This is a genomic window from Myxococcus sp. NMCA1 (assembly GCF_026810205.1).
Taxonomy (GTDB): domain Bacteria; phylum Myxococcota; class Myxococcia; order Myxococcales; family Myxococcaceae; genus Myxococcus; species Myxococcus xanthus_A.
Genome location: NZ_CP113950.1, coordinates 4920806 through 4946706, shown reverse-complemented (window position 1 = coordinate 4946706; position 25901 = coordinate 4920806). Strand labels below are relative to the sequence as shown.

General features: G+C 70.1%; 22 protein-coding genes. 9 read left to right on the top strand and 13 right to left on the bottom strand.

Features of this window, described 5'->3' with window-relative positions:
* Nucleotides 1–100 precede the first annotated feature (100 nt).
* Nucleotides 101–1762: an acyl-CoA dehydrogenase family protein gene (locus OZ403_RS20535; RefSeq protein ID WP_140798603.1), complete on the bottom strand. Its 1662-nt coding sequence runs from the start codon at nucleotides 1760–1762 to the stop codon at nucleotides 101–103.
* A 90-nt stretch (nucleotides 1763–1852) separates the two neighbouring features.
* The gene (locus OZ403_RS20530) at nucleotides 1853–2629 is read right to left on the bottom strand and encodes a DUF6209 family protein (protein WP_237081375.1); all 777 of its coding nucleotides are present in this window, start codon (nucleotides 2627–2629) and stop codon (nucleotides 1853–1855) included.
* 301 nt (nucleotides 2630–2930) lie between these two features.
* On the opposite strand from OZ403_RS20530, the gene OZ403_RS20525 reads away from it, so the two are divergent.
* Nucleotides 2931–4703, top strand: coding sequence for an ATPase (locus OZ403_RS20525; RefSeq protein ID WP_140792209.1), 1773 nt, complete (start codon nucleotides 2931–2933; stop codon nucleotides 4701–4703).
* A 7-nt stretch (nucleotides 4704–4710) separates the two neighbouring features.
* On the opposite strand, the gene OZ403_RS20520 is transcribed toward OZ403_RS20525, so the two are convergent.
* Nucleotides 4711–5499 carry a WbqC family protein gene (locus tag OZ403_RS20520; protein WP_237081962.1) on the bottom strand — a complete coding sequence of 263 codons (789 nt, stop codon included), beginning with the start codon at nucleotides 5497–5499 and terminating at the stop codon, nucleotides 4711–4713.
* Nucleotides 5500–5685: 186 nt separating this feature from the next.
* Here OZ403_RS20520 and OZ403_RS20515 point away from each other — a divergent pair, with 186 nt between their 5' ends.
* Entirely contained in the window at nucleotides 5686–7758 is a 2073-nt protein-coding gene (locus OZ403_RS20515; RefSeq protein WP_268781518.1) for an ATP-binding protein, read from the top strand.
* Nucleotides 7759–7760: 2 nt separating this feature from the next.
* Here OZ403_RS20515 and OZ403_RS20510 read toward each other — a convergent pair whose 3' ends face one another.
* Nucleotides 7761–8543 carry a phytanoyl-CoA dioxygenase family protein gene (locus OZ403_RS20510; RefSeq protein ID WP_140792205.1) on the bottom strand — a complete coding sequence of 261 codons (783 nt, stop codon included), beginning with the start codon at nucleotides 8541–8543 and terminating at the stop codon, nucleotides 7761–7763.
* Between the two features lie 86 nt (nucleotides 8544–8629).
* Here OZ403_RS20510 and OZ403_RS20505 point away from each other — a divergent pair, with 86 nt between their 5' ends.
* From OZ403_RS20505 to OZ403_RS20490, 4 genes are all read left to right on the top strand, one after another.
* Nucleotides 8630–9598, top strand: coding sequence for an alpha/beta fold hydrolase (locus tag OZ403_RS20505; RefSeq protein ID WP_140792203.1), 969 nt, complete (start codon nucleotides 8630–8632; stop codon nucleotides 9596–9598).
* A 131-nt stretch (nucleotides 9599–9729) separates the two neighbouring features.
* Nucleotides 9730–11484: a lamin tail domain-containing protein gene (locus OZ403_RS20500; RefSeq protein WP_140798601.1), complete on the top strand. Its 1755-nt coding sequence runs from the start codon at nucleotides 9730–9732 to the stop codon at nucleotides 11482–11484.
* An 81-nt stretch (nucleotides 11485–11565) separates the two neighbouring features.
* Nucleotides 11566–12348 (top strand): exodeoxyribonuclease III, encoded by a 783-nt coding sequence (locus OZ403_RS20495; protein ID WP_140792199.1) that lies wholly within the window; start codon nucleotides 11566–11568, stop codon nucleotides 12346–12348.
* An 18-nt stretch (nucleotides 12349–12366) separates the two neighbouring features.
* Nucleotides 12367–13149 carry a lysophospholipid acyltransferase family protein gene (locus tag OZ403_RS20490; protein ID WP_171410137.1) on the top strand — a complete coding sequence of 261 codons (783 nt, stop codon included), beginning with the start codon at nucleotides 12367–12369 and terminating at the stop codon, nucleotides 13147–13149.
* Between the two features lies 1 nt (nucleotide 13150).
* Here the strand turns inward: OZ403_RS20490 and OZ403_RS20485 are convergent, their stop codons facing one another.
* Complete coding sequence (locus OZ403_RS20485; protein ID WP_140792195.1) at nucleotides 13151–13675, bottom strand: hypothetical protein; 525 nt, start codon at nucleotides 13673–13675, stop codon at nucleotides 13151–13153.
* Nucleotides 13676–13879: 204 nt separating this feature from the next.
* Between OZ403_RS20485 and OZ403_RS20480 the strand changes: the two genes are divergently transcribed.
* Nucleotides 13880–14881 carry a hypothetical protein gene (locus tag OZ403_RS20480; protein WP_237080518.1) on the top strand — a complete coding sequence of 334 codons (1002 nt, stop codon included), beginning with the start codon at nucleotides 13880–13882 and terminating at the stop codon, nucleotides 14879–14881.
* Between the two features lie 12 nt (nucleotides 14882–14893).
* Here the strand turns inward: OZ403_RS20480 and OZ403_RS20475 are convergent, their stop codons facing one another.
* Nucleotides 14894–15355, bottom strand: coding sequence for a universal stress protein (locus tag OZ403_RS20475; protein ID WP_140792193.1), 462 nt, complete (start codon nucleotides 15353–15355; stop codon nucleotides 14894–14896).
* Between the two features lie 156 nt (nucleotides 15356–15511).
* Here OZ403_RS20475 and OZ403_RS20470 point away from each other — a divergent pair, with 156 nt between their 5' ends.
* Complete coding sequence (locus tag OZ403_RS20470) at nucleotides 15512–16372, top strand: SDR family NAD(P)-dependent oxidoreductase (RefSeq protein WP_140798600.1); 861 nt, start codon at nucleotides 15512–15514, stop codon at nucleotides 16370–16372.
* 16 nt (nucleotides 16373–16388) lie between these two features.
* On the opposite strand, the gene OZ403_RS20465 is transcribed toward OZ403_RS20470, so the two are convergent.
* The 7 genes from OZ403_RS20465 to truD form a co-directional block, all read right to left on the bottom strand.
* Nucleotides 16389–17183: a trypsin-like serine peptidase gene (locus tag OZ403_RS20465; protein ID WP_140792189.1), complete on the bottom strand. Its 795-nt coding sequence runs from the start codon at nucleotides 17181–17183 to the stop codon at nucleotides 16389–16391.
* A 348-nt stretch (nucleotides 17184–17531) separates the two neighbouring features.
* Nucleotides 17532–19049: an FAD-dependent oxidoreductase gene (locus OZ403_RS20460; RefSeq protein ID WP_140792187.1), complete on the bottom strand. Its 1518-nt coding sequence runs from the start codon at nucleotides 19047–19049 to the stop codon at nucleotides 17532–17534.
* A complete protein-coding gene (locus OZ403_RS20455) occupies nucleotides 19046–20392 on the bottom strand; it encodes a 2Fe-2S iron-sulfur cluster-binding protein (protein WP_268781517.1) in 1347 nt (448 codons plus the stop codon). Before OZ403_RS20455 ends, OZ403_RS20460 begins: the two co-directional genes overlap by 4 nt.
* Before the next feature lie 233 nt (nucleotides 20393–20625).
* A complete protein-coding gene (locus OZ403_RS20450) occupies nucleotides 20626–22053 on the bottom strand; it encodes a hypothetical protein (RefSeq protein ID WP_174258839.1) in 1428 nt (475 codons plus the stop codon).
* A 7-nt stretch (nucleotides 22054–22060) separates the two neighbouring features.
* Nucleotides 22061–22564 carry a hypothetical protein gene (locus OZ403_RS20445; RefSeq protein WP_140792181.1) on the bottom strand — a complete coding sequence of 168 codons (504 nt, stop codon included), beginning with the start codon at nucleotides 22562–22564 and terminating at the stop codon, nucleotides 22061–22063.
* Nucleotides 22561–23130 carry an RNA polymerase sigma factor gene (locus tag OZ403_RS20440; protein ID WP_237078442.1) on the bottom strand — a complete coding sequence of 190 codons (570 nt, stop codon included), beginning with the start codon at nucleotides 23128–23130 and terminating at the stop codon, nucleotides 22561–22563. Before OZ403_RS20440 ends, OZ403_RS20445 begins: the two co-directional genes overlap by 4 nt.
* Before the next feature lie 111 nt (nucleotides 23131–23241).
* The gene (gene truD, locus OZ403_RS20435; RefSeq protein WP_140855215.1) at nucleotides 23242–24879 is read right to left on the bottom strand and encodes a tRNA pseudouridine(13) synthase TruD; all 1638 of its coding nucleotides are present in this window, start codon (nucleotides 24877–24879) and stop codon (nucleotides 23242–23244) included.
* 71 nt (nucleotides 24880–24950) lie between these two features.
* Here truD and OZ403_RS20430 point away from each other — a divergent pair, with 71 nt between their 5' ends.
* Nucleotides 24951–25862: a hypothetical protein gene (locus tag OZ403_RS20430; RefSeq protein ID WP_140792175.1), complete on the top strand. Its 912-nt coding sequence runs from the start codon at nucleotides 24951–24953 to the stop codon at nucleotides 25860–25862.
* Nucleotides 25863–25901 lie beyond the last annotated feature (39 nt).

The window sequence follows — 25901 nt, the reverse complement described above, 5'->3', positions numbered from 1 at the left end:
AGGGAGGGGCCGGGCGGCCCCTGGGATAGGAATTGCGTGTAAATGATTGAGGCTGTTTTGATGTGTCGTGTTGTTTTGGGCTGGTGTCGGATGCGACACCTCAGGTCAATAGCCGGACATCCTCCAGGCTCGCGGCCGGTTGGATGAGGTCCACGCCGTGCGAGGCGAAGCGCCGTGCCGCCGCCTTGCTCCGGGGGCCGTGGCCATGGTCCAGACACCACTGCGCATGGGCGCAGAGCAAGGCCAGCTCCAGCGTCCGTCCCAGCGTCAGCGAGAAGCGCCGGGCGCCAGCCTCCAGGGTGGCGGGGTCCTCCATGGCACCGGCCACCCAGGCCCGCGCGTGCTCCAGCGCGCCCTGGGCCGCGTCGACACAGGGCCGCAGGCCCGCGTCCCGGGCCTGGCCCAGACGGCCCTCCACCTCGTGGAAGAACGCCTCCAACGCGCCTTCCTTCGCCAGGGCGCGCAGGGTGTCCAAGGAGAGGACGTTCGTGGTGCCTTCCCAGATGGACAGCACCTGGGCGTCGGCCTGGAGCCGCGGAATGCCCGTGTCTTCCACGTAGCCCGCGCCGCCAAAGGCCTCCGTGACTTCGGAGGTGACGTGCACCACCTGCCGGCCGGTGGTCAGCTTCGCCAGGGGCGTCACCAGCCGCTGTAGGAGCAGCTCCTGCTCGGTGGCCACCTTCGCCTCCATGCGGCCCAGCAGCTCCACGGCGCGGAAGGCCAGCAGGAACCCCGCCTGGAACTCCGCCTCCAGCCCCGCCAGGGTGTCCATGTGCAGCGGCTTGTCCGCCAGCTTCGCGCCGAACTGCACCCGCCGCTGGGCATAGTCCCGGGCCAGGGCCAGCGCCCGGCGCATGCCCCATGCGGAGCCCACCGCGTTCCAGGTGCGTGTCACATTCAGCATCCACGCCATGTTCCGGATGCCATCCGTCAGCCCCGCCACGGGAATGGCCAGCGTGCCATCCAATGACAGCTCCGCCGTGGGCACCTTGCGCGTTCCCAGTTTGTCTTTGAGCCGGTTGATCTGGATGCCATTGAGCCTTCCGGCCGCGTCGCGCGTCTCCACGTAGAACAGGGCCAGGCCCTTGCCTCCGGGGCCGTTGCCTTCCGGACGCGCCAGCGTGAGCGCCATCTGCGCCGTCGTCGCGGAGGTGAACCACTTCGTACCAGACAGCCGCCAGCCCTCCGGGGTCTGCCGGGCCACCGTCTGCGTGAGGCCCACGTCCGAGCCGCCGGTGCGCTCCGTCATCCACTGACCGGACGTCCACGCCGTGGCCGGGTCCCGGGACGTCAGGTGGGGCAGGGCGCGGTCGATGAGCGCCGTGTTGCCCAGCGTGAGCAACGAGCGCGCCGCGCCGTCCGTCATCGCCAGCGGGCACGAGTACACGTCCAGCGACGCCTGCACGAGGTAGTTGAGGATGAACTGGTGGACGCGGCTGAGCTCGGCGTTCTTCTGCTCGTAGGCCGTGGCCACCAGTCCGCGCCGCGCGGCCAGGGCCTCGGCTTCCTTCCACAGCGGTGACACCTCGATGTGGTCGACGCGGTGGCCCCACGCATCCCATTGGGTCAGCTCCGGCTCGTTCAGCCGGTCGCGGAGCTGGAAGCGGTAGAAGTAATCCCCACCCAGCTCACCCAGCTCGCGGAACTCATCCGTCAACGCGCGCCGCAGGTCCTCGGGGAGGGTGCGTGCCAGGTAGCTCTGGAGCAGCGCATCGTCGTCGTACTGATTGCCCAGCCTCGGCGGTTCCTGGAAGAAACTCATGCGCCAAAGGTAGCACCCACGTTCCGGCCTGGGCGCGTCTCGTGGTGCGAGGGCATCCGGGCCGGAACGTGGGTGGTGCTGCCAGACGGCCTACGGCTGCAGGTTGAACGTGTAGTTCGCCCCGTAGTCGGAGTCCCAGCGGCGGCAGGTGCCGCGGTCCCAGTTCTCGAACCAGAGCTGCACGGAGGTGGCCCCGGCGGGAGGGATGATGGTGACGGGCGTGCCCGTGCGCGTATAGCCGCTGGTGGTGGTGACGCTCTTCTCGCCCGTCACCCCGTTGTTGAAGCGCCAGCGCACACCCACGTCCCACGTGGGCGCGCCGTTGTAGAGCAGCCGGCACTCGGGCAGGCGCGCGATGTCATAGTCCACGACGAAGGGCTGGCCCCGGCGGGGCGTGCCCACCACGTACTCCACCCAGTCCTGCTGGAACACGAGCGTCGCCGTGGGCGTGGCGCTGTCCTCCAGGACGTTGAACGGGAAGTTGTTGCCGTAGTTGGAGTCGTAGTGCTCACAGCCCGGGCTGGACACGAGGAACCACAGCTCCAGCAGGCCCTGCTCCTGCAAGTCCAGCGTCGGTCCATTGCCGGTGACGGGCGCGCCCGCCACATCGAAGCTGGCCGGCGCGGAGCCGTTGATGCGGTAGTGGCCGGTGATGCTCCACGCGGGGCTGCCGTCGGGGTTGTTGACGCGGCACTGCGGCAGGCGCGCGGTGCTGTAGACGACCTGCACCTGGCCCCCCTCGGTCAGCACCTCCGACTGGTTGATGGTCCAGTTGCCGTGGAACGTGAGGGTGGGCGTCGTCTGCGCCGCCGCGGTGGTTCCGAGCAGCAGCAGGGGCAGGGCGAGGACGGACAGAAGTCGCTTCACGAAGACCTCCAGTGCGAAGGATGGGGGTGCGCGCGCACTATCGTCGAGGTGGCTGACAGGCACACCGGCGTTCAGTGTTTTTCAATTTGTTCTGCTTCATGAAACACTCGCCAATGCCTGTCTGCCAGGGGCACGGCGAGCACGGTCGTGTTTGGGCGTCCCGGCGAACGGGCATGCACTCCATAGCGACGCGCGTGCCCGGACATTCATCCGGAAGTCCCCGTTTCATCCGTAACTCCGTTTCGTCCAAACCGGACCGATGCGGTAGGCTCCGGCGCGAACACCCTGGAGCGAGCACCGCATGTCCCTGTTCAGGCGACCGCCATCCCCGGACTCCGGCTCGTCGAGCGACGAGTCCAGCCGCAGCGTCACCCCCGTGGAAACGGCCGTGGTGCCGCCCGCGGCGCCCACGCCGGTGCTGTCGGGGCCTCCTCGCCCGCGCGTCGGTGGCACGGGGGCGACCGCTGCGCTCCCGCCGCGTCCCCCGGGCGCCGTCACGGGCTCACGTCCCGCGCTGCCGCCGGAGCCGGACGAGCCCGACTTCCCCACCGAGCGCCGCGCCTCGTCCTCGCCGTCGGACCGCCGTGCTCCGCCGCCGGCCCCGGCCACACTGCCGTCCGTCATCGTCGCCCCGCCGGAACCCCGTGAGCGACGCGGGCCCGGGCCGTCCCAGTACTCGGGCCCGGACCGGCGCGGCACCGCCGCCAGCGCGCAGTACAACGGCCCCGACCGCCGGGCGCCCCGGCGGCCGGGAGAGGAGGGCGGTGTCAGCCAGGGCGACCGCTTCTGGCCCGCCCAGCCGCGCACCCTGCTCGAGACGGGCCTCAACACCACCTTCGTGGAAGAGCTGGTCCTCAAGGCGCTCTTCTTCGCCGGTGAGATGCGCGGCATGGACATCGCCGCGCGCCTCCAACTGCCCTCCGCGCTGGTGGACGACGTCATCGAAGGCCTGCGCCGCCAGAAGTACGTCGACATCCGCGGCGGTGGCGGCTCGGGCGTGGGCAAGTCGACGATGATCTACCAGCTCACCACGTTCGTGACGGACGTGCTGCGGCAGGTGCTCGACCGCAACCGCTACAACGGCCCCGCGCCCGTGCCCTTCCTGGAGTGGGCGGCCGCCGTGAAGAAGCAGACCGTGCGCGGCAACCGCATCACCCGCGCGCGCATGCAGGACAAGTTCGGCGACCTCATCATCAAGGACTACATCTTCGACGGCATCGGTCCGGCGATGAACTCCGGCCGCGCCATCTTCTTCTACGGGCCCCCGGGCAACGGCAAGACGGCCATCTGCCAGGGCATGGTGAACTGCTTCGACGGGGACATCTTCATCCCCCACGCCATCCTCATCGACGACTTCGTGGTGCGCATCTTCGACGCCAACCTCCACAAGGTGGTGGAGGACGAGCCCGGCTCGCCGCCGTATGACCGGCGCTGGGTGCGTTGCCGGCGTCCGCTCGTCGTCGTGGGCGGTGAGCTGACGCTGGAGATGCTGGACCTCGTGTACTCGCCGGAGGTGAAGTACTACGAGGCGCCGTTCCAGATGAAGGCGAGCAACGGCATGCTCCTCATCGACGACTTCGGCCGGCAGAAGGTGTCCCCCAAGGACCTGCTCAACCGGTGGATCGTCCCGCTGGAGAGCGACATCGACATGCTCACCCTGCACACCGGCAAGAAGCTGCAGGTGCCCTTCGACGTGTTCGCCGCCTTCTCCACCAACCTGGACCCCAGCGACCTCGTGGACGACGCCTTCCTGCGCCGCGTCCGCTACAAGCTGGAGGTGCAGCGCCCGGACGAGGAGCAGTTCCACGACATCTTCCAGGTCATGTGCCGCAAGCGCGGCGTGCCCTACAACGCGGCGGCGGTGGACTACCTCATCGACGCGCACTACCGCCCGGTGGGGCGTCCGTTCGCCGCCTGCCAGCCGCGTGACTTGTTGGATCAGGTCATCGACATGGCGCACTACCAGGGCCTGGAGCCGCGCCTGACGACCGAGCTCCTGGATTCCGCCGTGCGTGGCTACTTCGTGCGCTTCGACAAGGACAAGCCGGCGGGGACGTCGGCCTCCGCGGGCTGAGGCACCCTCATTCGCCCGGGGGCCGGGGCGCGAACGGTCCCCAAGGCGAAGGCTCCAGCCACTGGCGCACCTCGTCCACCGGCACGTTGGCCAGCACGTCCACCAACGACATGCCGTGGACGAAGCGGCCCGGGCGGCCCTGCGCATATTCGGGATGGCGGAAGCGCTGCCACAGCACGCGCACGTCCACGTCCCGGAACAGGCCCACCTGGAGGTACAGGGACGAGCCCAACCCCGAGTAGTACGTGTGCGCGCCCAGCTGCCGGCAGTACGCCACCAACCGGGCCGACTTGTCCTCGCCCTGCTTGTCCAAGGTGGATGCCAGGACCAGGTTCGGCGTCAGGCCTAGCGGCTCATTGAAGAGCGCCATGCTCGCCAGCAGCACCCGCAGCAGCGAACCGGGGCCCGACTCGCGCGCCGCCGCGTCATAGAAGGGCTCCAGCCGGGGCAATACCTGCGAAGCGAAGTAGGGCCGCTTCGCGTACAGCGACACCAGCGTGCGCAGGTGCTCGCGGGCCCAGGGCTGACGGGCATCCACCGCCAGGTCCTTGATGAGGGTGTCCCGGTGGGGGTCCTCCAAGGGGATGGACATCCACTGGAACCCGGGCTCCGTGGGCGGGGGCAGGGGGACGTTGTGGGGCAGGGCCACCCGCGTGCGCCGCTGCCAGCCGCGCCGCAGCCACTGCACGTTGTCCAGCACGACGAAGGTCCCCGCGCGGGCCAGCTGCTCGTGGAAGTCCACCCACGGCAGGTAGTGCGGCTGCTCGGCGACCACGACTCCAGGGATGCCCGGCACGCGCGGAGGATAGCGTCCTGGCGCCACCCGGTGGCCACCCGTTTGCCCTCCGGCCGGAATGTTTCCACCGGGCATGGGGTGTACCTGACCCCCACCTATCAGGACGCCCCCGGCTGGAAATGCCGTGCTACAGAATCATAGTATTTTTCACCCCGTGTGTTTGGGGCCACGGAGCAGGACGACTGGATGAAGTTCCTGTGTCTCACCACTGATGACCGGCACCCCGTGGCGGAGGAGCTGCGGCGCCAGGGTCAGGCCGTGTTCAGCACCGCCGACCTGGTGGAAGCCGGCGCGGCGCTGGGGCACGGGCCCGTGGACGTGCTGGTGGTGGACGCGGCGGACCTGGTGGAGGACGCGCGCTGGCTGGACGCGTTGCGGACGCGGGCCCGTCCCGAGGATCCGCTGGTGCTGGGGTTGGCGCGGGACGGCACCGACGCGGCGCTCGAGCCGCTGCTGGCCGCGGGCGTGGACGAGTTCCTGGTGGAGCCCTTCACCCCGGTACAGGTGCGCTCACGGCGGGTGTTGTTGGAGCGGCGTGTGGCGGCGCGACGTCAGCGGCGGACGTCCGAGGCGGAGGCGCGGGGCGAGGTGGCGCGGCTGGCCTCCATCATCCAGATGCAGTCGGACGTGGCGATGGCGGGCTACGGGCTCGACGAGTTGATGCGGCTGCTGTGCGAGCGCTCGCGGGTGCTGTGCGGCGCGGATGGCGCGGCGGTGGCGCTGCTGGGGGCGGACACCGAGGAGGAGGTGACCTACCTGGTGGCCACCGGCAGCCTGGCGCCCTTCATTGGCTTCCGGCTGAAGGTGGAGGGCAGCCTCACGGGTGCCAGCCTGCTGCGGGGCGAGGTGATGCGCACGGATGACTCGGAGGCGGACGTCCGGGTCAACGTGATGGCGCTGCGCCACGTGGGCGCGCGGTCGATGATTTGCGTACCGCTGTGGCGCGAGGGCCGTCCGGTGGGCGCGCTCAACGTCACCAGCCGGCGGCCGAACACGTTCGAGGACCGGGACGTGCGCACGCTGGAGCTGATGGCGGGTCTGCTCGGCGCGGCCATGGGCAACGCGGCCGAGGCCCAGGCGCGCCAGGAGTTGATGGTGCAGAACACGCTGGCGATGGGCGCGCTGGAGGAGTCGCAGGAGCTGTTCGCGTCCTTCATGGACAACATCCCCGCGGTGGCCTTCATGAAGGACGAGCGGGGCCGCCGCATCTGGGTGAACGCGCGCTACAGCCGGTTCTTCGGCTATCCGGTGGGCGCGGACATGTCCAACGTGTCCGACGTGGAGTTGATGCCCGCGGCCTCCGCCGAGCAGTCGCGCCGGGATGACGACGCGGTGCTGACATCCGGCAAGCAGAGCATCACCGAGACGATGATTCCCGCGCGCGACGGCACCGAGCGCCACTGGCTCACCTACCGCTTCATCGTGCGGGAGCGCTCGGGGCGGCGGCTGCTTGCGGGCGTGGCGGTGGACGTCACCGACCGCAAGGCCATGCAGGCGCAGCTCGTGGTGTCGGACCGGCTGGCGGCGGTGGGCACGCTGGCGGCGGGCGTGGCGCACGAAATCAACAACCCGCTGGCCTTCGTCCTCTCCAACCTGTCGTTCCTCGCGGGCGAGCTGCACGCCCTGGCGCCGGAGTTGCCGTCGGGCCGCATGGCGGAGCTGGAGGAGGTGCTGCGCGAGGCCACCGACGGCGCGCACCGCGTGCGGCAGATCGTCCGGGACTTGAGGACCTTCTCCCGGGGCGATGACGAGGTGGCCACCGCCGTCAACGTGCAGGCGGTGCTCGAGTCGGCCATCACCCTGGCGCGCAGCGAGCTGAAGCTGCGCGCGCAGCTCGTCCGCGACTACCGCGAGGTGCCGCTGGTGGAGGGCAACGAGGGCCGCTTCGGACAGGTGTTCCTGAACCTGCTCATCAACGCCGCGCAGGCCATTCCGATAGGCCAGCCAGAGCAGCACGAGGTCCGGCTGAGCCTGCGGACCGCCGGGGACCGCGTCATCATCGAGGTGCGCGACACGGGCGTGGGCATGCCGCCGGAGGTGCGCGCCCGCATCTTCGACCCCTTCTTCACCACCAAGCCGGTGGGCGAGGGCACGGGGCTGGGCCTGTCCATCTGCCACGGCATCGTCACCGGCTTCGGTGGAGACATCTCCGTGGAGAGCGAGGAGGGACGGGGCAGCACCTTCCGAGTCTCCCTGCCGGTGGCGCGGCGCGCGAAGGAGCCGGTGGAGCCGCCGCTGCGCATGCCCCTGGTGGGCTGAGGTCAGCGGCGGAACATGGGCGGGAAGACGCGGGGGGCCTTCTTCTTGCGCAGGCAGCGCACGGCCGCGTCCATGTAGCAGGCGGAGAAGGCGCGGCGGCGCAAGCCGGGGCGCCCGCGTCCGGAGCGGTGCCAGAGGTGGTTGTGGACCAGGATGGCCTCGCCGGCGCGCACCGGCAGGGACAGGACGCGGGATTCAGCGTCGGCCGCCGCCACCGCGTCCGGAGGAATCACCCCGCCCAGCGGCGTCACCAGTCCCCCTCGGTGGCTGCCCGGCACGACTTCCAGACAGCCGCCGTCCTCGGGGGCGTCATCCAGCGCGGTCCAGACCTGCAGCTCCGGTTCGTGGGTGAGCCCCCACAGCCGGCCGCCATCCTGGTGCCAGGGCAGGTTGCTGCCGCCGGCCTGCCCCTTGTGGAAGAGGATGGCGCGGTAGAGGACGATGTCGCCGGGGATGAGCGCCCGGGCGATGCGTTCGAACAACGGGTTCTCCATCCAGGCCAGGAAGCGCGGGTCCTTCTCCAGCTTCTCCAGCTTGCGGTAGTCCAGGGAGGGGCCCTGCCAGCCCAGCCCCAGGGGGGCGTCCTCGTAGCGGCCGGTGGTGGCGTCCGGCTGGAAGAAGAGGCCCGGGTGGACGACCCGGCCCAGCATCAGGTCGTCGGCTCGCTCGCGGAGCGCGTCCAGGCCCTCGTCCCCCAGCACGCGGCCCAGCTTCGCGTAGCCGTGCTCGGCGTAGTGGGCCAGGGCAGGGCGGATATCGAACCGTTCCACGTCGACGCAAAGCATGGCGCCCCCTCATACCCCGGCACGAGCCCGTCAGGGCAGGTTGATGCTTGCGCCCCCGGCCCGGGCGCCTCATGGTGGGAGGTGGCATGCCCTACCGTCGCACCACGCGCTTTGTGACTGCCCCGGATGGTACCCGGGTCGCCTGGCATACCCACTTCGGCAACCTCCGGGAGGCCACCGCCGACTCAGAGCTGGCGGCCCGCCCCACGGTGCTGCTGACGAACGGGATTGGCTCCTCGGAGAACTTCTGGCGTTACCTGGTGGGAAACCTGGAGCAGGACCACCGGGTGGTGCACTGGAACTACCGGGGCCACGGCAGCAGCGATGAATCCCTGGGGGACGGGTACCAGATTCGCGTGCACGTGGATGACCTGGAGCGCATCACCGAGGCGGCGATGGCCCGGGGGGATGGGCGGCCGCCGCACCATGTGGCGTTCTCCATGGGCGTGCGCGTCCTGCTGGACCTGTACCGGCGGCGGCCGGACCTGGTTCCGTCCATGACGCTCATCGCCGGGGCGCCGGGGGCGTTCGGCTCGGGGGCGGACTCGGCGGGGGCCCGCGCGTTCCTGGCCGCCACCCGGGGCATGCTCAAGCTGGCCACGCCCACGCTGCCGCTGGCGGCGCCCGTGGCGCACGCGGTGATGGCCAGCCGCTTCGCCTATCCCCTGGCGCGGATGGTGGGGGCGCTCCGGGCCCGGGCGCCTCGGGCGGACATCGACGAGTTCATGCTCGCCCTGCGCCGGATGAGCCCCAGGGCCTACTGGTACACCCTCCGGGGCATGGTGGAGGGCCATTCCTGGGACGTGGCCAGGACGGTGCAGGTGCCCACGCTCATCGTCGCCGCCAGCAACGATTTGCTCGTTCCGCTGGGAGAGATGGAACGAATGCGTGACGCAATGCCGCACGCACATTGGATGCGGGTGGATGACGCGGGGCACGCCGGCTTGCTGGAGGCCGGGTCGGAGATCGCCGAGGCCGTGCGTGTCTTCCTCGTGGACCACGGCTTGGAGCCGCCCCATGAGGTCGGGGAGCACGCTCCGGTGCCTCCGTCCTAAGAGGGGAGGCTGGGAGGATCAGAACCCAGGTTTGGGTCCAGTGAAATCGGAAACTGCCGCCTGGATTGCGTCGCGGGTGACAGATATGGGATGCAGGGGGCTCTTCAAGTTTCAACGGAGACATTTTACCCATGCCCTGGTCCTTCCGGCAGATGCTGGCGCCGCTGTCCGCACTGCTCCTTTTGATGTCCGCATGTGGCGACGACCCTGAACCCAGGCCCGTTTGCGGCAATGGCATCGTCGAGGCTGGCGAGACGTGCGACGACGGCAACCGAAACAACAACGACAGCTGTGACAACAGCTGCCGTCGCCCCACGCCGGATGCGGGCACCGGGGAGGATGCCGGCACTGAGGATGACGCCGGCACCGGTGAAGAGGACGGCGGCATCGTCGAGGACGACGCTGGCACCACCGAGGACGCGGGCACCGGTGAGGACGACGCTGGCACCACCGAGGACGCGGGCACCGGTGAGGACGACGCTGGCACCACCGAGGATGGTGGCTCGGGCGAGCCGGACGCGGGTTCGGAGGAGGACGGTGGTTCAGGTGAGCCGGACTCCGGCACCGACGCGGGCACGGGCGAGGACGACGCCGGCACCGACGCGGGCACGGGCGAGGACGACGCCGGCACCGACGCGGGCACGGACGTTGACGCCGGTACGGACGCGGGCACGGTCCAGGTCTCGCTGGACAGCTTCGGTCCGACGGGCACCTTCGCGCGCACCGGCACCACGGGGGCGACGTTCCCCGAGGCGCTGACGGTGCGTCTGCGTGAGGACGCTCCGGCGGAGGTCTGGGTGGAGGTTGCTTCGTCCAGCCCCGTGCTGAACGTGCAGGGTGGTCTGGTTCGCATCGCCCCGGGTGAGCGCTCCGCCACGGTGCAGGTGACGGCGAACCTGGCCGCGGATCCGGAGACGGACAAGGCGACGCTGACGGCCACGCTGGGCAATGACACGCGTGCGGCCACGGTCCGGGTGCTGGCGGCGGATCAGGCCGCTGAGCTGGCCACGTTGTCGCCCGAGGTCATCTCGGTGAGCGCTGGCCAGACGCAGGGCTTCACGGTGGAGCTGGACGTTCCCCCGGCGCAGGACACGGTCATCCAGCTCGCGCTGGAGCCCGCGTCGCTCGGCACGGTGCCGGCGACGGTGACGGTGACGGCCAACAGCCTGTCCGCCAAGTTCGACTTCACCGCGGGCAGCACGGGCGGCGAGGGTCAGCTGGTGGCCGCGCTGAACGGTCAGTCCATCGCGGCGGCGGTGCAGGTGAGCGGTGGCGGCAGCAGCACGGGCCACATCGTCATCAGCGAGTTCGCGCCCGCGGGCCCCGGTGGCGCCGGCGACGAGTTCATCGAGCTCTACAACCCCACGTCGAGCGCGGTGGACATCTCAGGCTGGAAGCTCCAGTACAAGTCCGCCACGGGCACCACCGGCTACAACAGCAGCTTCGCGCTGCCCGCCGGCTCGGTCATCGCGCCGCGCAGCTACTTCCTGGTGGTGTCGACGGGCTACGCGAGCTCGTCGGGCAACACCGTGACGGGTAACGCGAACTGGGGTGGCACCATCGCGATGGGCGGCTCCGCGGGCCATGTGCGCCTGGGCTACCCGGAGATGGCGCTGACCGACGCCATCACCTCGCCGCTGGTGGTGGATACGGTGGGCTACGGCAGCAACGCCAACCAGCCGGAGGGCACGCGCATCGCCACCGTACCGCCCGTCGCGGGCAGCTACGAGCGCAAGGCCTCGGCCGCGTCGACCGCGGCGACGATGGTCGTCGGCGGCGCGGACGAACTGCAGGGCAACGGTCACGACTCGAACGACAACTCGGCGGACTTCATCCTCCGTCCGACGCGTCAGCCGCAGAACGCGTCGAGCGCGGCGGAGCCGTAGCAGGTCGCCTGTTCGCCCCTACCGCCCGTGTGTGCGGTAGGGGCTGGTAATGACGCACGGGGCGGGCCATAAGCCTTCCCCGTGCGAGTCGTTTCGTGGAACGTGAACGGACTGCGCTCGGTGCACCGCAAGGGCTTCTTGCCCTGGCTCGCGGGGTGCCGGGCGCAAGTCGTTGGTCTGCAGGAGGTCCGCGCGCGCGCCGACCAGCTTCCCGATGAGGTGCGCTCACCGTCCCGGTGGAAGACGCACTTCGTTGCGGCGGAGCGGCCGGGCTACAGCGGCGTCGGACTGTACAGCCGCCTGGAGCCCGATGAAGTCGTGACGGTGCTCGGCGTGGGAGAGCTGGATGTCGAAGGGCGCCTGCAGATTGCCCGCTTCGGCAAGCTCACCGTGGTGAACGGCTACTTTCCCAACGGCAACGGGAAGGACCGGGACCTCAGCCGCATCCCCTACAAGCTGACCTTCTACCAGCGCCTCTTCGAGCGGCTGGAGAAGCCCCTGCGCGACGGTGGCCGGGTGCTGGTGATGGGCGACTTCAACACAGCGCATCAAGAAATCGACCTGGCGCGGCCCAAGGAGAACCGGGAGACGAGCGGCTTCCGGCCCGAGGAGCGCGAGGAGTTCGACCGGTGGATTCGCGCTGGCTGGGTGGACACCTTCCGCCACTTCAACAAGGGTGGGGGCCACTATTCGTGGTGGAGTCAGCGGGCCGGCGTTCGGGAGAAGAATATCGGCTGGAGAATCGACTATGTCCTGGCCTCGCCAGCGGCCATGGCCTACGTGCGCAAGGCTGGCATCCACCCGGACGTGCTCGGCTCGGACCACTGTCCGGTGAGCGTGGACCTGGACCCCGCGGTTCGCTGACGCTTGTTCGAGGCTCTCATGAACGCACTGCTCTCCATCTGGACGTGGATCGAGATTGGCCTGGTGGCGCTGGTTGGCTTCTGTGTGCAGCTGTCGCTGGCCATCCTGACCTGGGCCTTCGACCACAAGCGCCACGTGACGGGGCGCTGCTTCCGGCTCATCGGCGTCACTGCGGCGAAGCTGACGCCGTTCTGGCGCTTCGGCGTGCACGGCCCGGTGCCGGACAAGCTCGCGCCGAACACGGTGGTCGTGAGCAACCACGAGTCCAACGCGGACCCGTTCCTCATCTCGCACCTGCCGTGGGAGATGAAGTGGCTGGGCAAGGCCAGCCTCTTCAAGATTCCCGTGGTGGGCTGGAGCATGTGGATGGCGGGGGACGTCCCCGTGCACCGCGGCGACCGCGACTCGGCGACGGGCGCCATGGCGAAGTGCCGCCAGTGGCTGGCCAAGGGCATGCCGGTGATGATCTTCCCGGAAGGGACGCGCTCGAAGACGGATGACCTGCTGCCATTCAAGGACGGCGCGTTCCGGCTGGCCATCGAGGCGCAGGCGGACGTGCTGCCCCTGGCGGTGAGCGGGACGCGGCGGGCGCTGCCGAAGCACTCCTGGCGCTTCGCCACCTCGCGCGGTTTGGTGACGGTGGGCACGCCCATCTCCACCAAGGGGATGACGCTGGCGGACGTGGAGACGCTGAAGAACCTGGCCCGCGATCAGATCCTGTCGCTGCGGGCTTCGCTGATGCCGCTGACGCGCACCGGCACCGAGCCGGCCGTGCCTCCGGGGCCGGCCAGCGCCGCGTGACTCAGACGTCCTTATCGCTCTCGTCGACGATGTGGCAGCCGGTCTCCTCGTCGAGCGCGTCTTCAATGAAGCCGCGCACGATGTCCCGGCCGCCAATCTCGAAGGACAGGCTGACCTTGTCGCCCTTCACCGCGTCGTCCTGATCCACCTTCAGCCGTCCCCCCAGGGCGATGGCGTTCCCCTCGACAGCGGCGCCCTTGTGGACGCGGACCTCGCCGCCCAGGGACACCGCGTTGCCCGTCACCCGGGCCCCGGACTCAACGATGACGCGGCCCCGGATGGCGACGACGTCCTCCACCACCGCGCCCTTGCGGACGATGACGTTGCCCTCCACGGCGACGCCGTCCTTCATCTTCTCACCGGCTTCGATGATCAGGTCCGTGCCCTGGACGGCGCGGCTTCCGTCCTTCGACTGCGTGGCGCACACCACCTTCCACTTCTGGGGCGACTTCGCGTCGTCCTCGGCGAAGGCAGGGGTGGCGAGGGCGAGCCCGAGGGCCAGGGTGGCAATGGGGGACGAGCGCATGCGAGGCTCCTGTGAAAGCCGTGACGCCGCTGCATACGCGCCCGTCTGGAAACGATTGCGTGCCCACGCCAGCCACCTGCCCGGCGTGCGGCTTGCACAACCCTGTCCCTACACCCCACCCGGGAACACGTCCTGTCCGCCACGCCCCTTCGAAATGATGACGTCCGTGACCTGAGCATCTGGGGGTACGCCCTGGGCTACTTCGTGGCCTATGCCCCCTACAGCGCGCTGACGAAGGCGCTGTCCGGAGGCGCCTTGCCCGGCATGCGGGAGGGCATCTCCGGCTTCACGCTCCTGCCGGTGAGCACCGCGGCCTCGCTGGTGGGAATGTTCGCCTTCCTCACGTGGATGCGCTGGTGGCGTCACGCGGGGCACCGCCAGGTGTGGGGCTTCCAGGTGCCGGCACCAGGGCGGTGGACGCTGCTGTCGGGGTTCTGCTCGGCGGCCATCATCGGCACCACGACGCTGGCGTACACCCTGCCGGGGGCGTCCATCGTCTTCATGATGCTGTTGATGCGCGGCGGCGTGCTCGTCCTGGCGCCGCTGGTGGACGCCCTCAGTGGACGGCGGGTGCGCTGGCCCTCATGGGTGGCCTTGGGCTTGAGCTTCACGGCGGTGGCGGTGGCCGCGGGCTCGTCGGTGAGCCCCACGTTGACGCTCCTGGCAACGGTGGACGTGGGCGTGTACCTGGCGGCCTACTTCTTCCGGCTGCGCGCAATGAGTCAGCTTGCCAAGTCCGGCGAGCGTGAGGTCTCCATCCGCTACTTCGTGGAGGAGCAGATGGTGGCCACGCCAGTGCTGGTGGGCACCCTGGCGGTGCTGGCCCTCATCGGCGGCGATGGCGTGCTGGGTGACATCCGCGACGGCTTCACCGGGGCCCTGTCGCGAGGCCACCTGGTCTCCGAGATCGCCGTGGGACTGCTGTCGCAGGCCACCGGCATCTTCGGCGGCCTCATCCTCCTGGACGGGCGGGAGAATGCCTTCTGCGTGCCGGTGAACCGCGCGTCCAGCGTGCTCGCTGGAGTGGTCGCGACGGTGGTGATGTCCGTCACGCTGGGGCAGCCGGGCGCGGGGGCCTTGGAGTTGGTGGGCGCCGCGCTCGTCGTCGCCGCCATGGCGGTGCTGGCCGTGCCCACGGTGCTGGCCTCGCGGCGGAAGGCGGGGGAGCAGGCCGCTCCCCCGGTGGCTCCCGCCCCGGGGCCGTGAGGCGCGTCCGCGCTACTTCTGCTCGGACAGGTGGATGGTGAGCACCGGGCAGGACGCGCGGGCGACGACCTTCTGCGCCACGCTTCCCAGGAGCAGGCGGGGAAGGCCGCGCCGGCCGTGGGTGCCCATGACGATGAGGTCGCATTGGTCCTGCTCGGCGAGGTCGAGGATGGTGGACGCCGCCTCACCCACGACGATTTTCTGGCTCACCGGGACGCCCGGGGGCTCCCCCTTGTTCACCTGGGCCGTCAGCTCCTTCGTCGCTGCCTCCACTGCGACGTGCTCCAGGGATTGGGAGTTCCACCCCGGCGCGGCCACCAGCAGGTCCGGCGCCACGTACTGGGGTGGCTCCCAGGCGTGGACCACCTCGACCGATGCCTTGAAAGGCCGAGCGAGCTTCACCGCGTAGTCGATGACCTCCCGGGAGCCGTCCGACAGGTCCACGGGAACGAGGATTCGGGAAACAGTCGCCATGTCTTCTTTTCTGGGCATGACGCACCCTAGATGGAAGTGCCGTGCCAGGCGCCGCGCCGGTTGTCTGCTGTCCGGGCGTGCAAACCCTGCGGGGGGAGCGGCAGACCGCGCAAGGCGTGCGCACGATGGGCACCTCAACGAACGGAGGATTTTGTCATGCGTCCTCTCCCCATCGACCAAGGAACCGTGCTCATCATCGGCGCGGCCCGGGGGATTGGCCGGGAGCTTGCCCGGCTGCTTGCGCGTCGCGTTCGGACCCTGGTGCTCGTGGACCATCAGGCCCAGGTCCTGGAGCCCCTGCGCGAGGAACTCCTGCTGAACTACCCGACGCTGGGCGTGCTCGTCGAATCCTGCGACGTGTGCGATCCCCGGCAGGTGGATGCGCTGCTCGCTTCGCTGGAGGAGCACTTCGTCCGCGTGGACGTGCTGGTGAACAACGCCGCGGAAGGCGACCAGGCGCTGTATGCCCAGGAGGGCTGGGCGCGTGTGGAGGCCATGTTGCGCGCCAACGTCTGGGTGCCCGCGCTGCTGACGCACCGGCTGCTCAAGCCCATGTTGGAGCGGGGACGGGGCGGCATCCTCAACATCGGCTCCGGCGCGGCGCAGCTCATCCTGCCGGGCTCGGCCACCTTCTCCGCCACCCAGCGCTTCCTGGACGGCTTCACGGAGGCACTGCGCCTGGAAGTGGAGGGGCAGGGCGTCACGGTGACGCGCGTGGCTCCGGGGCCGCTGTGGGAAGCGGGTGTGGAGGGCGCGGAGTCGCTGGCGCCCTTCTTCCACCTGTCGCTGGAGCGCTGCGCACGCGAGGCGCTCGCCGGCTTCGAGCGCGGCGAGGCCCTGGTGTACCCGGGCCTGGGGCACCGGTGGGTGATGCGGCTGCTGCCATTGCTGCCACGCGGGCTCAAGCGGAGCCTGGGGCGGATGGCGCTGCGGGGCCTGCGGCGGGAGGAGTTGCTGCTCCCATCACGGCAGGCCCCCCAGACGCTGCCGCTGTCGGGCGAGCCATCACCCGCGTGACGCGGGGTGCCCGGACCTAGAGGCCAATCTCGGCCAGGCGCGCCTTCACGCGCGTGGCCTTCACGCCGGTGTTGGCCGTGCCGCGGCCCTGCGAGTTGCCGCCCAGGCCGATGTGGTGCAGGCCCACCACCTGGTGCGAAGACGAGGACAGCACGGGCGAGCCGGACGAGCCGCCCAGCGTGTCCGCGTCGTAGGACAGGTCCGTGGTGCTGTAGTTGGCGTTGCGCACCACGCCCGGCGAGGACTTCTTCGTCGGCGTGCAGCCGCTCGTCGTGTAGTAGTCGCAGTTCTGGTGGACCACGTAGATGCTGGCGTTGGTGGCGGCGTTGGCGCTGGCCACCGTCAGCCAGCCGTACACGTCACCCGGGAGCTGGCCGTTGGTGGCCGTGCAGCGCAGCGCCGTCATGTCGTCGCCGGCCCAGGTGCGGATCATCGTGCCGCAGTTGTACCAGACGCGAGCGGTGGAGCTGACGCCGTCCTCATAGTTGAAGGACACGCGCGCACCGGAGGCCTCGGAGCTGCTGCCGACGCAGTGGTTGTTGGTGATGATCACGTCCCGCGACACCAGCCACGCCGTGCAACGCGAGCTCACCGCCGGAATGGACAGGTAGCCCACCGCGAGAGAGCGCGTGCGCTGCGTGCCGGACAGCGTCGTGGCGCTCACCCAGTTCACCGAGCCCACGATGACGTTGGACTCCTGCGACTGCAGCGGCTCCTGGCCGTCCGCGTTGGGAACGTCGGGAGGTGCTTCGGTACCGCAGGCAGACAGGGCTCCCACCAGGAACAGCGCACGAACGCTCTTCGGGAACATCGGAACACCTCCTCGCGCTGGATTGCGCGGCGAGGCGCCAAGGCACGCGCCGTGCCATGTCTCCACTCCGAGCGTCTCTACTCGGAGCGAGCACCGTGCCGGCACACGCGACTGGTGCGTCCCTGTCCAGGTAACCCAGTTGTTGATGTAAAGGCGCTTCACAACCCCGCTGACGGCCGCCAGTGTTTTTCGTGATTTGCGAGACTATCCGGAGCTGGTGCGTTCCGGGTCAATTCGCTCCCCAGCCGTTGTCTTCGGCCAGGACAGGCTCCGGAAAAATACAAGGGCCGCGTCCGGACCCGGTGGAGACGGGTCCAGGCGCGGCCCGGGAGCAGCGCGGCCTGGGGCTCAGCCGATGACCATGTCCTCGCGCTCCAGCGTTCCGGTGCCGAAGTCACGCGAATGGCCCGCCGCGTCAGAGTAGCGCCGGAGGTTGAAGCGGGTGAAGAGCTCGTCGGACTCGCCGGTGGCCATCCACTTCGCCATCCGCTCCGCGACGGCGGGGGCCATCATGAAGCCGTGGCCCACGAAGCCGGACATCTGGAGCAGGTTGTCCAGGCCCGGGGTGCGTCCCAGAATCGGGTTGTTGTCCGGCGTCACGTCGTAGCAGCCGGCCCACTGGCGCAGCACCTTCACGTGGCCCACCTGGGGGAGTTGCTCCATCAGCGCCTGCGCGAAGCGCGACACGAAGCGCAGGGTGCTGCCCATGTTGAGGCCCGCGGGCTCCTTGGCGTCGCCCATGCCGCCCACGATTTCGCCGCGCATGGACTGGCTGAAGTACAGCCCGCTGTCGAGCACGGACACCAGCGGCCCCAGGAAGGGCTTCAGCGGCTCGGTGCTGAGGATTTCGTGGCGGTGCGGCTCGTTGGGCAGCTTCACGTCCACCAGCTTCGCCACCTGCGGACTCCAGGCGCCGGCGGCCAGCACCACGGTGTCGCAGGCGATGTCGCCGCGCGTCGTCTTCACCTTGCGCACCTGGCCACCGCTGGTCTCGAAGCCGGTGACGTCCGTGTACGTCTCCACGCGGACGCCGCGCTTCTGGCAGCCCTGCGCATAGCCCCACAGGAAGGGCCAGGGGAAGATGACGCCGTCCTCCGGATTGTAGGACGCGATGAGGCAGTCCTTCATCGTGAGCCCGGGGACGATGCCGCGCGCCTCGTCGGGGGTGATGAGCCGGGTGGGGACGCCGAAGCGGTTGTGCAGCGAGACGTTGCGCTCCAGCCGCTGGGCCACCGGCTTCGTCTTCGCCAGGAAGATGTAGCCCCCCTGGCGCAGCCAGACGTTGATGCCCAGCTCGCGCGCGAAGCCCTTCATCAACTCGATGGAGCGCTTGGCCAGCTCCACCAGCGAGGGCGTGCCCCACTGCATGCGCACGCCGCCGCCGTTGCGGCCGGACGCGCCCGCGCACAGGTAGCCGCGCTCCAGCACCACCACGTCCGTCTCACCGGCGCGCGCCAGGTTGTACGCCAGCGCCAGGCCCATGATGCCGCCGCCGATGATGACCACCTTCGCCTTCGCGGGCACCGGCCCCTCCGGGCGCAGCGCGGCGGGGAAGGCGTCCACTTCCTGCGGCAGCCCGCCCACGGGCGGCTGGGACTCGTCCACGGGCGCGGAGGCCATCATCCGCAGCTCGGTGGGGTAGAGCGGCGGGCGCGGCGTGAAGGGCACCACGGCCGCGGGCTTGAGCGCCTTCTCCTTCTCCAGCAGCGCGGCCACCGCCGCCGAGCAGCTCTTGCCCTGGCAGATGCCGGTGCCGAAGCCGGTGTAGCGCTTCACCGACTCCACGTCGCAGAAGCCCCGGGACACCGCGTGACGGATGTCGTCGACGGTGACGTCCTCACAGGAGCAGATCATCGCCTTGCTCATGACAGCCCTCCCACCAGCGCCTGGGCCGCGCGCCGTCCGGCCGCCGCCGCGTCCTTCGCGGTGCCTCCGCCCGTGACGTCACCCGCGGCGTACACGTCCGGCGCCTGGGTGCGCCCGTCCGCGTCCGTCTCCACCACGAAGAGCCCGCGCTTCTCGTCGAACGGCACCTTCGCGCCGCCCTGCCGCGCTAGCTCGAAGCTGGGGCTGACGGGGACGGACACCAGCACCGCGTCACACGACACCTTCTCGCGGCCGCCGCCCTCGCGCGTGTAGCTGAAGGCGCTCACGCCGCGCAGGCCATGGGCCTTGGGCTCGCTGCCTCGTACCGCCGTGGCATGGGCGCCCGCCGGCGGCGTGTCCCGCAGGTCCACCACCGCCACCACCTTCGTGCCGCGTTCCTGGAGCAGGTTCGCCAGCGCGTGCAGCTCCGCGCCCCAGCCCACCAGGGCTGCTGTCTCCGGCGCCACGTCGTAGCGGCGCAGCAGCAGGCTGGCCGCCCGGCCCGCGTAGACGCCGGGCAGGTCGTTGTTCTCGAAGGGGAGCGTGGGCGGATGGCCGCCGGGCGTGAGCAGGAAGCGCTCCGAGTACACCTTCACCAGGCGCGGCGCGTCCGCCTCCCAGGTGCCCACCGCGAGGAAGCGCCCCGCATCGTCGTCATACAGGCCCAGCGCGGTGGCCCGCGTGAGCACGCTGCTGGGGGAGATGCGGTGGATGTCGTCCAGGCTGGGGCCGCCGGCCTCCGGCACGCCGTTCGCGAGCCGGCCACCGAGCGCGTCGTCCCGCTCGATGAGGAGGAAGCCCACGTCCCGCTCGGTGAGCACGCGCGCCGCCGCCAGTCCCGCCGCGCCGCCGCCTACCACGGCCACGCGGGTGCGCACCGTGCGCGCGGGCGCCGTCACTGGCGCGGGCGTCTTGGGCAGCAGGCCCAGCCCCGCGAGCTGCCGCGCCACCTTGGCCATCACCTGCTCGGCCACCGGCACGCCGGCGAACATCTCGTGGTGGTCCATGCCCTTGGGGAAGAACCAGTCGATGCTCTCGAAGATGTCCACCTTCGCGGAGGGGTAGGCGTTCTGCCGCTCCAGCTTCATGCCGTCCCGCGCGGGCGTGCGGCACGCGTAGACATTGGGCACGCCGTCCACCCGCATCAGGCAATGCGAGCAGGCCCCGGCGAAGCAGTAGGGGCCTCGCGGCCGGTGGTACTTGATGGAGCGGGCGAGCATGGGCTCACCCGCGGCAACCAGCGAGCACGCCACCGGCTCACCTTCGATGGCGGGGAGGCTCTCGCCCTCGAGGTCCACGGTGATGGCCCGGCCGCGCGGCGGTACGTCGGGAAGGCGTCGCATAGGGTGCGCGCAAAATGGCGCACGCGGACCGGGCGGTCAAAGCCTCTGAAGGCATGACGCGCTATGCCCAACACGCCTGGCCGATAGGCGTGGTGATGGCGCGCCCGAGCTTGGCTAAGGCGCACACTGTAAAACGAGAGGGGACCGTCTCGGGCCGTGTGGCGCCCGGGACAGTCCCCCTGAAGACTCGCGTCGGTGCGTGACGCGCCGGGCAAAGCACCCGGCAATCCCTGTCAGACAGGCTGCTCGGTCGAGGGGATGATGGGCTCGGGCATGCCCTGCGGCCGGTGCCCGAAGCGGGTGCGGACCACCGCGCCCAGGGCCATCAGGCCGACCAGCGTGGTGATGATGGGACCGAGGATGGGGAGCGAGCCCACCACCATCAGCACCAGCAGCCCCAGGGCCAGCACCACCGCCTGCGTCTTCCGGCCGCGGAGGATGGGCAGCCGCGTGCCCAGCTCGCTCGCCACCGCCGCATAGCCGAGCGCCGCCGCCACGGGGGCCGCCATCCACAGCACCAGCGCCACCGGGATTCCGATGATGGTGATGCACAGCACCACCGTGAGGGGAATCATCGCCAGCAGTCCCACGAAGCCGGTGAGCCCCGTCTGCACCGGCCTGCGGCGCACTTCCTCACCCAGCTGCTTCATGCGCGCGGGGAAGAACATCTGACCCAGGAAGCCGAGCCCGAAGAGCACCGCGAAGGTGAGGATGAAGCCCGCCATGCCCGCGCCGTCATCGTCGCGGTCCCTCCGGTTTTCGGAGGGGTCCTTGGCTTCCTTCACGCCCTTCTTGATTTCACTGGCCACCATGCGGCCAATCCCCGCGCCGCCGAAGGACTCGATGCTGCCTTCCACCTGGGCGGCGTCGTCGCGCTCCACGGAGCCGCCAAAGGCAGACACGTCGCCTTCCACGTGTGCGTCCGGCCCCAGGATGACGTTGCCGCCGAAGGCATGCGCGTCCCCGTCCACGCGGCCGTGGACCTCCAGGTTGCCGCCGAAGGCGACCGCGTCATCCTTCACGTGGCCGTTGACCACCAGGTTGCCGCCGTACACCACGGCGCTTTCCACCGACTGGCCTTCCTTCACCTCCAGGTTCTGTCCGCGCGCCACCACGTTGCGGCTGCCGTTGCGACGCATGTTGCGCCGCACCTCGTCGCGGGTCCGCTTCATCTCGTCCCGGGCGCGCTTCATCTCGTTCCGCGTCTCCTCGGAGAACGCGTTCGGGAGGTCGGGAATCGGAGGGATGGGCGGGATGGAAGGCACCACCATCTCGAGCGGCGCGGCGTCGACGTTGGCTTCGGACTCACCCGACTCGGCGGCGCGCTTCTCCTGCGCCGTCATGGGTCGCAGCGTGAAGATGGTGCCGTCCTGGTCCAGGCGCAGCGAATAGGCCCGGGCCACGGTGCGCAGGGCCTGGTTCGCCGTGACGCCGCGCAGGTGGACCTCGGCGGGCGAGTCCAGGTCGCCGGTGACGACCAGATTGAGGCCCCCCTTGTCGGCGATCGTCTTGAGGGCGTCGCGCAGGGTGCCGCGGAAGCTGATGTCGATGGTGCTCGCGGCGGGAGCCGTCACGCCAGCCTGGGGCGCCGTGTCCTGGGCAAGCGCCAGGGGGGCGCCGAGCAGCAGAGCGGGGAAGAGGATTCGAGGAAGGAGCTTCATGGTTCGCTCACGCTTCGGAAGGAGTGGGCCCGGTGCCGGCAAGCCGCTTGAGACCGTACAGCGACGTCAGCAGGAGGAAGGCGAGAGAGCAGGCCACCGTCATGCCTGCGGTGGACCACAACGCGTTGGCGCCACTGAGTACGCCTTCGATGAAGGGGCGCCCCTGCACCAGTACGGAGGCCAGCCCGGTTCCCAGCCGGCCGAGCGCCTGGTCGCTCATCACCAGATAGCCCAGCCCGCCCAGCATCGACGTCAGCAGGATGGCCAGCCCGGACCAGACCTCGCGGCGCCGGGGCACGGGTTCGGCGGACACGCGCGCCATGACGCTGGCCACCAGGGTGGGCGGGGGAAGGGGATCCGCCAGCCGGTACAGGTCCTGCTCCATCAGCCGGTGATCTTCCAGGACGGCGGCGCAGGCGGCGCACTCGGCGGCGTGGTCCAGCGCGGGCCCTTCGCCGGCTTCCAGCTCCGCGAAGAGGACTTCGAGGTCCGGGCACAGGTGGGGATTCATCGTGGAGCCTCCTCGGTCGTCATCTTCTTGCGCAGCTTCTCACGGGCCCGGAAGAGCCGGGCCATGATGGTGCCAGGCGCACAGCCCATGATCTGGGCGATCTCCTTCGTCGTGCGCTTCTGGACGTAATAGAGGGCGAGCACCTCCCGGTCCTCGACGGACAGAGTGGCCATGGCCTCCTCCAGCGACTGCCGCTCCTCGCGCGCGATGGCGCCTTCCTCCTGCGACGCCTCGCCGCTGGGGAGCACCTCCTTCATGGGCTCCAGCTCCTCGGTGCGCACCTTGGTGCGGCGGCGGAGCAGGTCCAGGCAGAGGTTGCGGGTGATGGCGAGCACCCACAGGTCGAACGGGCGCGCGTCGTCGTAGCGGTGGAGGTTCTGGTAGGCGCGAAGCAGCGCTTCCTGCGCCACCTCCGCGGCCTCGGCCTCGCTCTGGAGCAGCCGCAGCGCCAGTCCGTAGACGGGGCGCTGCACGCTGCGAACCAGGGACTCGAAAGCGGACGGGTCACCTCGGCGGGCGGCCTGCACGTCCGCTTTCCAGGGAAGCGGAGGGGCTTCCTCAGCCATCAGCATCCCGATGGCATGGGCGAGCGTCCCGGGAGCGTCGTCGAGGGCAAGAGCGTTCACGCCTTGGTCTACGGCGCGCCCGTCCGCCCATTGCATCCGGGAGAGACATCTCTATTTCTTCCGTGATTTCGGGGGCTTGGCCTTGGCCACACGCTTGGCCTCGGTCTCCGCGCGCGCGGCCGAGCGGGCGTCCTTGCGCTGGCGCTGCCGCTCACGGAAGCCCAGTGGCGCGGCGGGCTCCGCGGCCTGGGGGGGCGCGGGGACCTTGGCGGCCAGGGTGCGGGCGCGGCCCGAGGCGGGCTCGAGGATCTCCACCTCACGCGGACCGGTGCGGCGGCGGCCCGGAGCTCCAGCGCCCCGGGCATCGCGGTTGCCGGCGGGCGCGCGCGTGTCGCGGTCTCCGGATGGCCGGCGGCGGGTCTCCGTACCCGGAGCGCCACGGCTTCCGGCGCGTGCGCCGTCCGCGTCACGGCGGGGCGGCCCCCGGCGGCTGGAGGGCTCGTGCGCGGCGGCGGCGGCTTCGGCCTCCACCAGCTTCGGCCGCTGCGAGGCGCGGATGGTCTCCGCGCTGTCCTCGGTGTACTCGAAGTGGAACAGCCGCTTGATGACCAGGGTGGCGTAGGCGCCAGGCGGCAGGGTGAAGGCGATGTTGACCTTGATGTCGTCGCGGTTGAGTTCGTCCGCCTGCGTGCGGCCCACGACGAGCTTGTGCGGGAACGACAGCAGGGGCCGCTCCTCGTGCTTGAAGTAGAGCCTGCGCTCGGCGCCGGGGACTTGCAGGTCCGACAGCTGGAGCTTCTCGCGGCCCAGCACCCAGCGCACGGCCTCCTCCACCTTCGGGTCGCTGAACGTCGAGTTCGGCGCGAGCAGGGGGAAGGAGGCATCGCGCAGCGTGCGGAGCACCTCCGGGCTGGCGTCGCGGTGGAACAGCAGCGTGCCGGCCTGGTAGCGCATGGGGAAGAGGTGCTCGCGCGGCAGCATCAGCTGGAGGTAGCGCCGCACACCCTCGTTCCAGAGGAAGCTCTGGTAGGTGAAGATCAGCATCGCGCGGTAGTCCGCGTCGATCTGCATGAAGGCGCGCAGGTAGTCACCCGGCTGGTCGCGCAGGGACTTGAGGACGCGGTGGTACTTGCGCGTGCCCTCGTAGGGGACGCGCGCGTCCCAGCGGCCCCAGTTCTCCTTCCAGAAGGCCTTGATCTTGGCGTCCTCCGTCCGGTCCAGCTCGGACGGCTTGGCCATGTAGTTGTGCAGCGCGGCCTCGAAGTCGCCCCGGATGAGGTCCTTGGCGATGAAGCCCTGGCCGTGCTTCAGCGAGCCGAAGCGCTGGCTGTCGAAGTAGTTGATGACGCCCAGGCGGTTGACCTCGGCGGCGGCCACGTTGAGGGGCCCCAGCGACTCGGGCTGGAGCGAGCGCACCGTGACGGAGAAGCGGTTGGAGGTGATGTTGGCGGCGGACAGCGGCTTGTCCGTGCGGCCCAGGTACTTCAGCCGCAGGTCAGGCTCCTGCATGTCCACGTCGGCGCCGTCCACCGCGATGATCTGCTCGGTCCGGCCCTGCTTGTCCTTGAGGCCGCAGTAGCTGATGGCGCCGGGCTTGAGGCCGAACGCATCCCGCAGCCGGGTCACGGCGTCGAAGGTGGACAGCTTCTGCTTGTCCATCAGGTAGACGCGGTGACGTCCCGAGTCGACTTCGTCGAAACGGTATGACTCCTTGACGGAGAAGTCCTCGGGCTTTTGTTTGATTCGCACGGCGCCCCCCTTACCAGCGCGGCGCCCCGGAATGAAGCACCTGCGCCAGAAAGGGGATAACGTGACCTCCCATGCGAATTCTTCCCCTGTTGCTCCTGGCCCTGGCTCCGGGGTGTGCATCCACGCTGTCCACGCAGCAGACGGCCCGGACGTTGGCGCCGGGGCAGGTCCAGGTGACGGGCGGGGCGGGGTTCTTCATCCCGGTGGGGTCCCTGGTCCGGGTGGTGGACGCCGGCATCGAGCAGGGTGAGGCGGCCCGGGACGCGGTGGCGAATGACCGTCCCTACACGCTGAGCGAGGAGGCCCAGCAGGAGCTGCTGACGGCGGGCGTGGCGCTGATGGTGGCCCCGCCGGGCGTCAATCCGGAGCTGATGGTCCGGGTGGGGGTGGTGGACCGGCTGGACGTGGGCCTGCGCTACAGCGGCATCTCCCTGCGCGGGGACCTGAAGTTCCAGCTGGCCCACGGCGGAGATGAGGTGGGCCGCTATCTGGAGCTGGGCCAGCGCTCCTTTGACATGTCCCTGGGGGTGGGGGTGTCCAAGCACTTCTTCAGCAGCCCGGTCCTGGACGTGCTGGAGGTGGTGGAGATGAACGACTTCAGCCGCTACGACGTGGAGGTGCCCCTGTACCTCAGCGCGGACTGGGGGGACGTCTTCAAGCTCTACGCGGCGCCCAAGTACATCTACAGTCGCACCCGGCTGGACGCGCGGCTGGTGGACTACTCCCAGCAGGGGAAGCCGGTGTCGGGCTTCGACGCGACGCTTCCCGCGACGGTGGGCAGCCACTTCGTGGGCTCCACGCTGGGAATCGCCGTGGGCTACCGGTACGTCCACCTCTATGCCGAGGTGACGGGGGGCTACTTCCGGAGCAGGCCGCAGCTCTTCGGGATGGAGCGGAACCTGGGGGGCGTTACCGTGATGCCTTCGGTGGGCCTGGCCATCCGGGCGGGCGGTGCGGACAGGAAGCCGGCGGCCCGTCGCTGAGGAGCCGTCCCGCCAGGCGGACGCTGCTCGGCCGTGCAG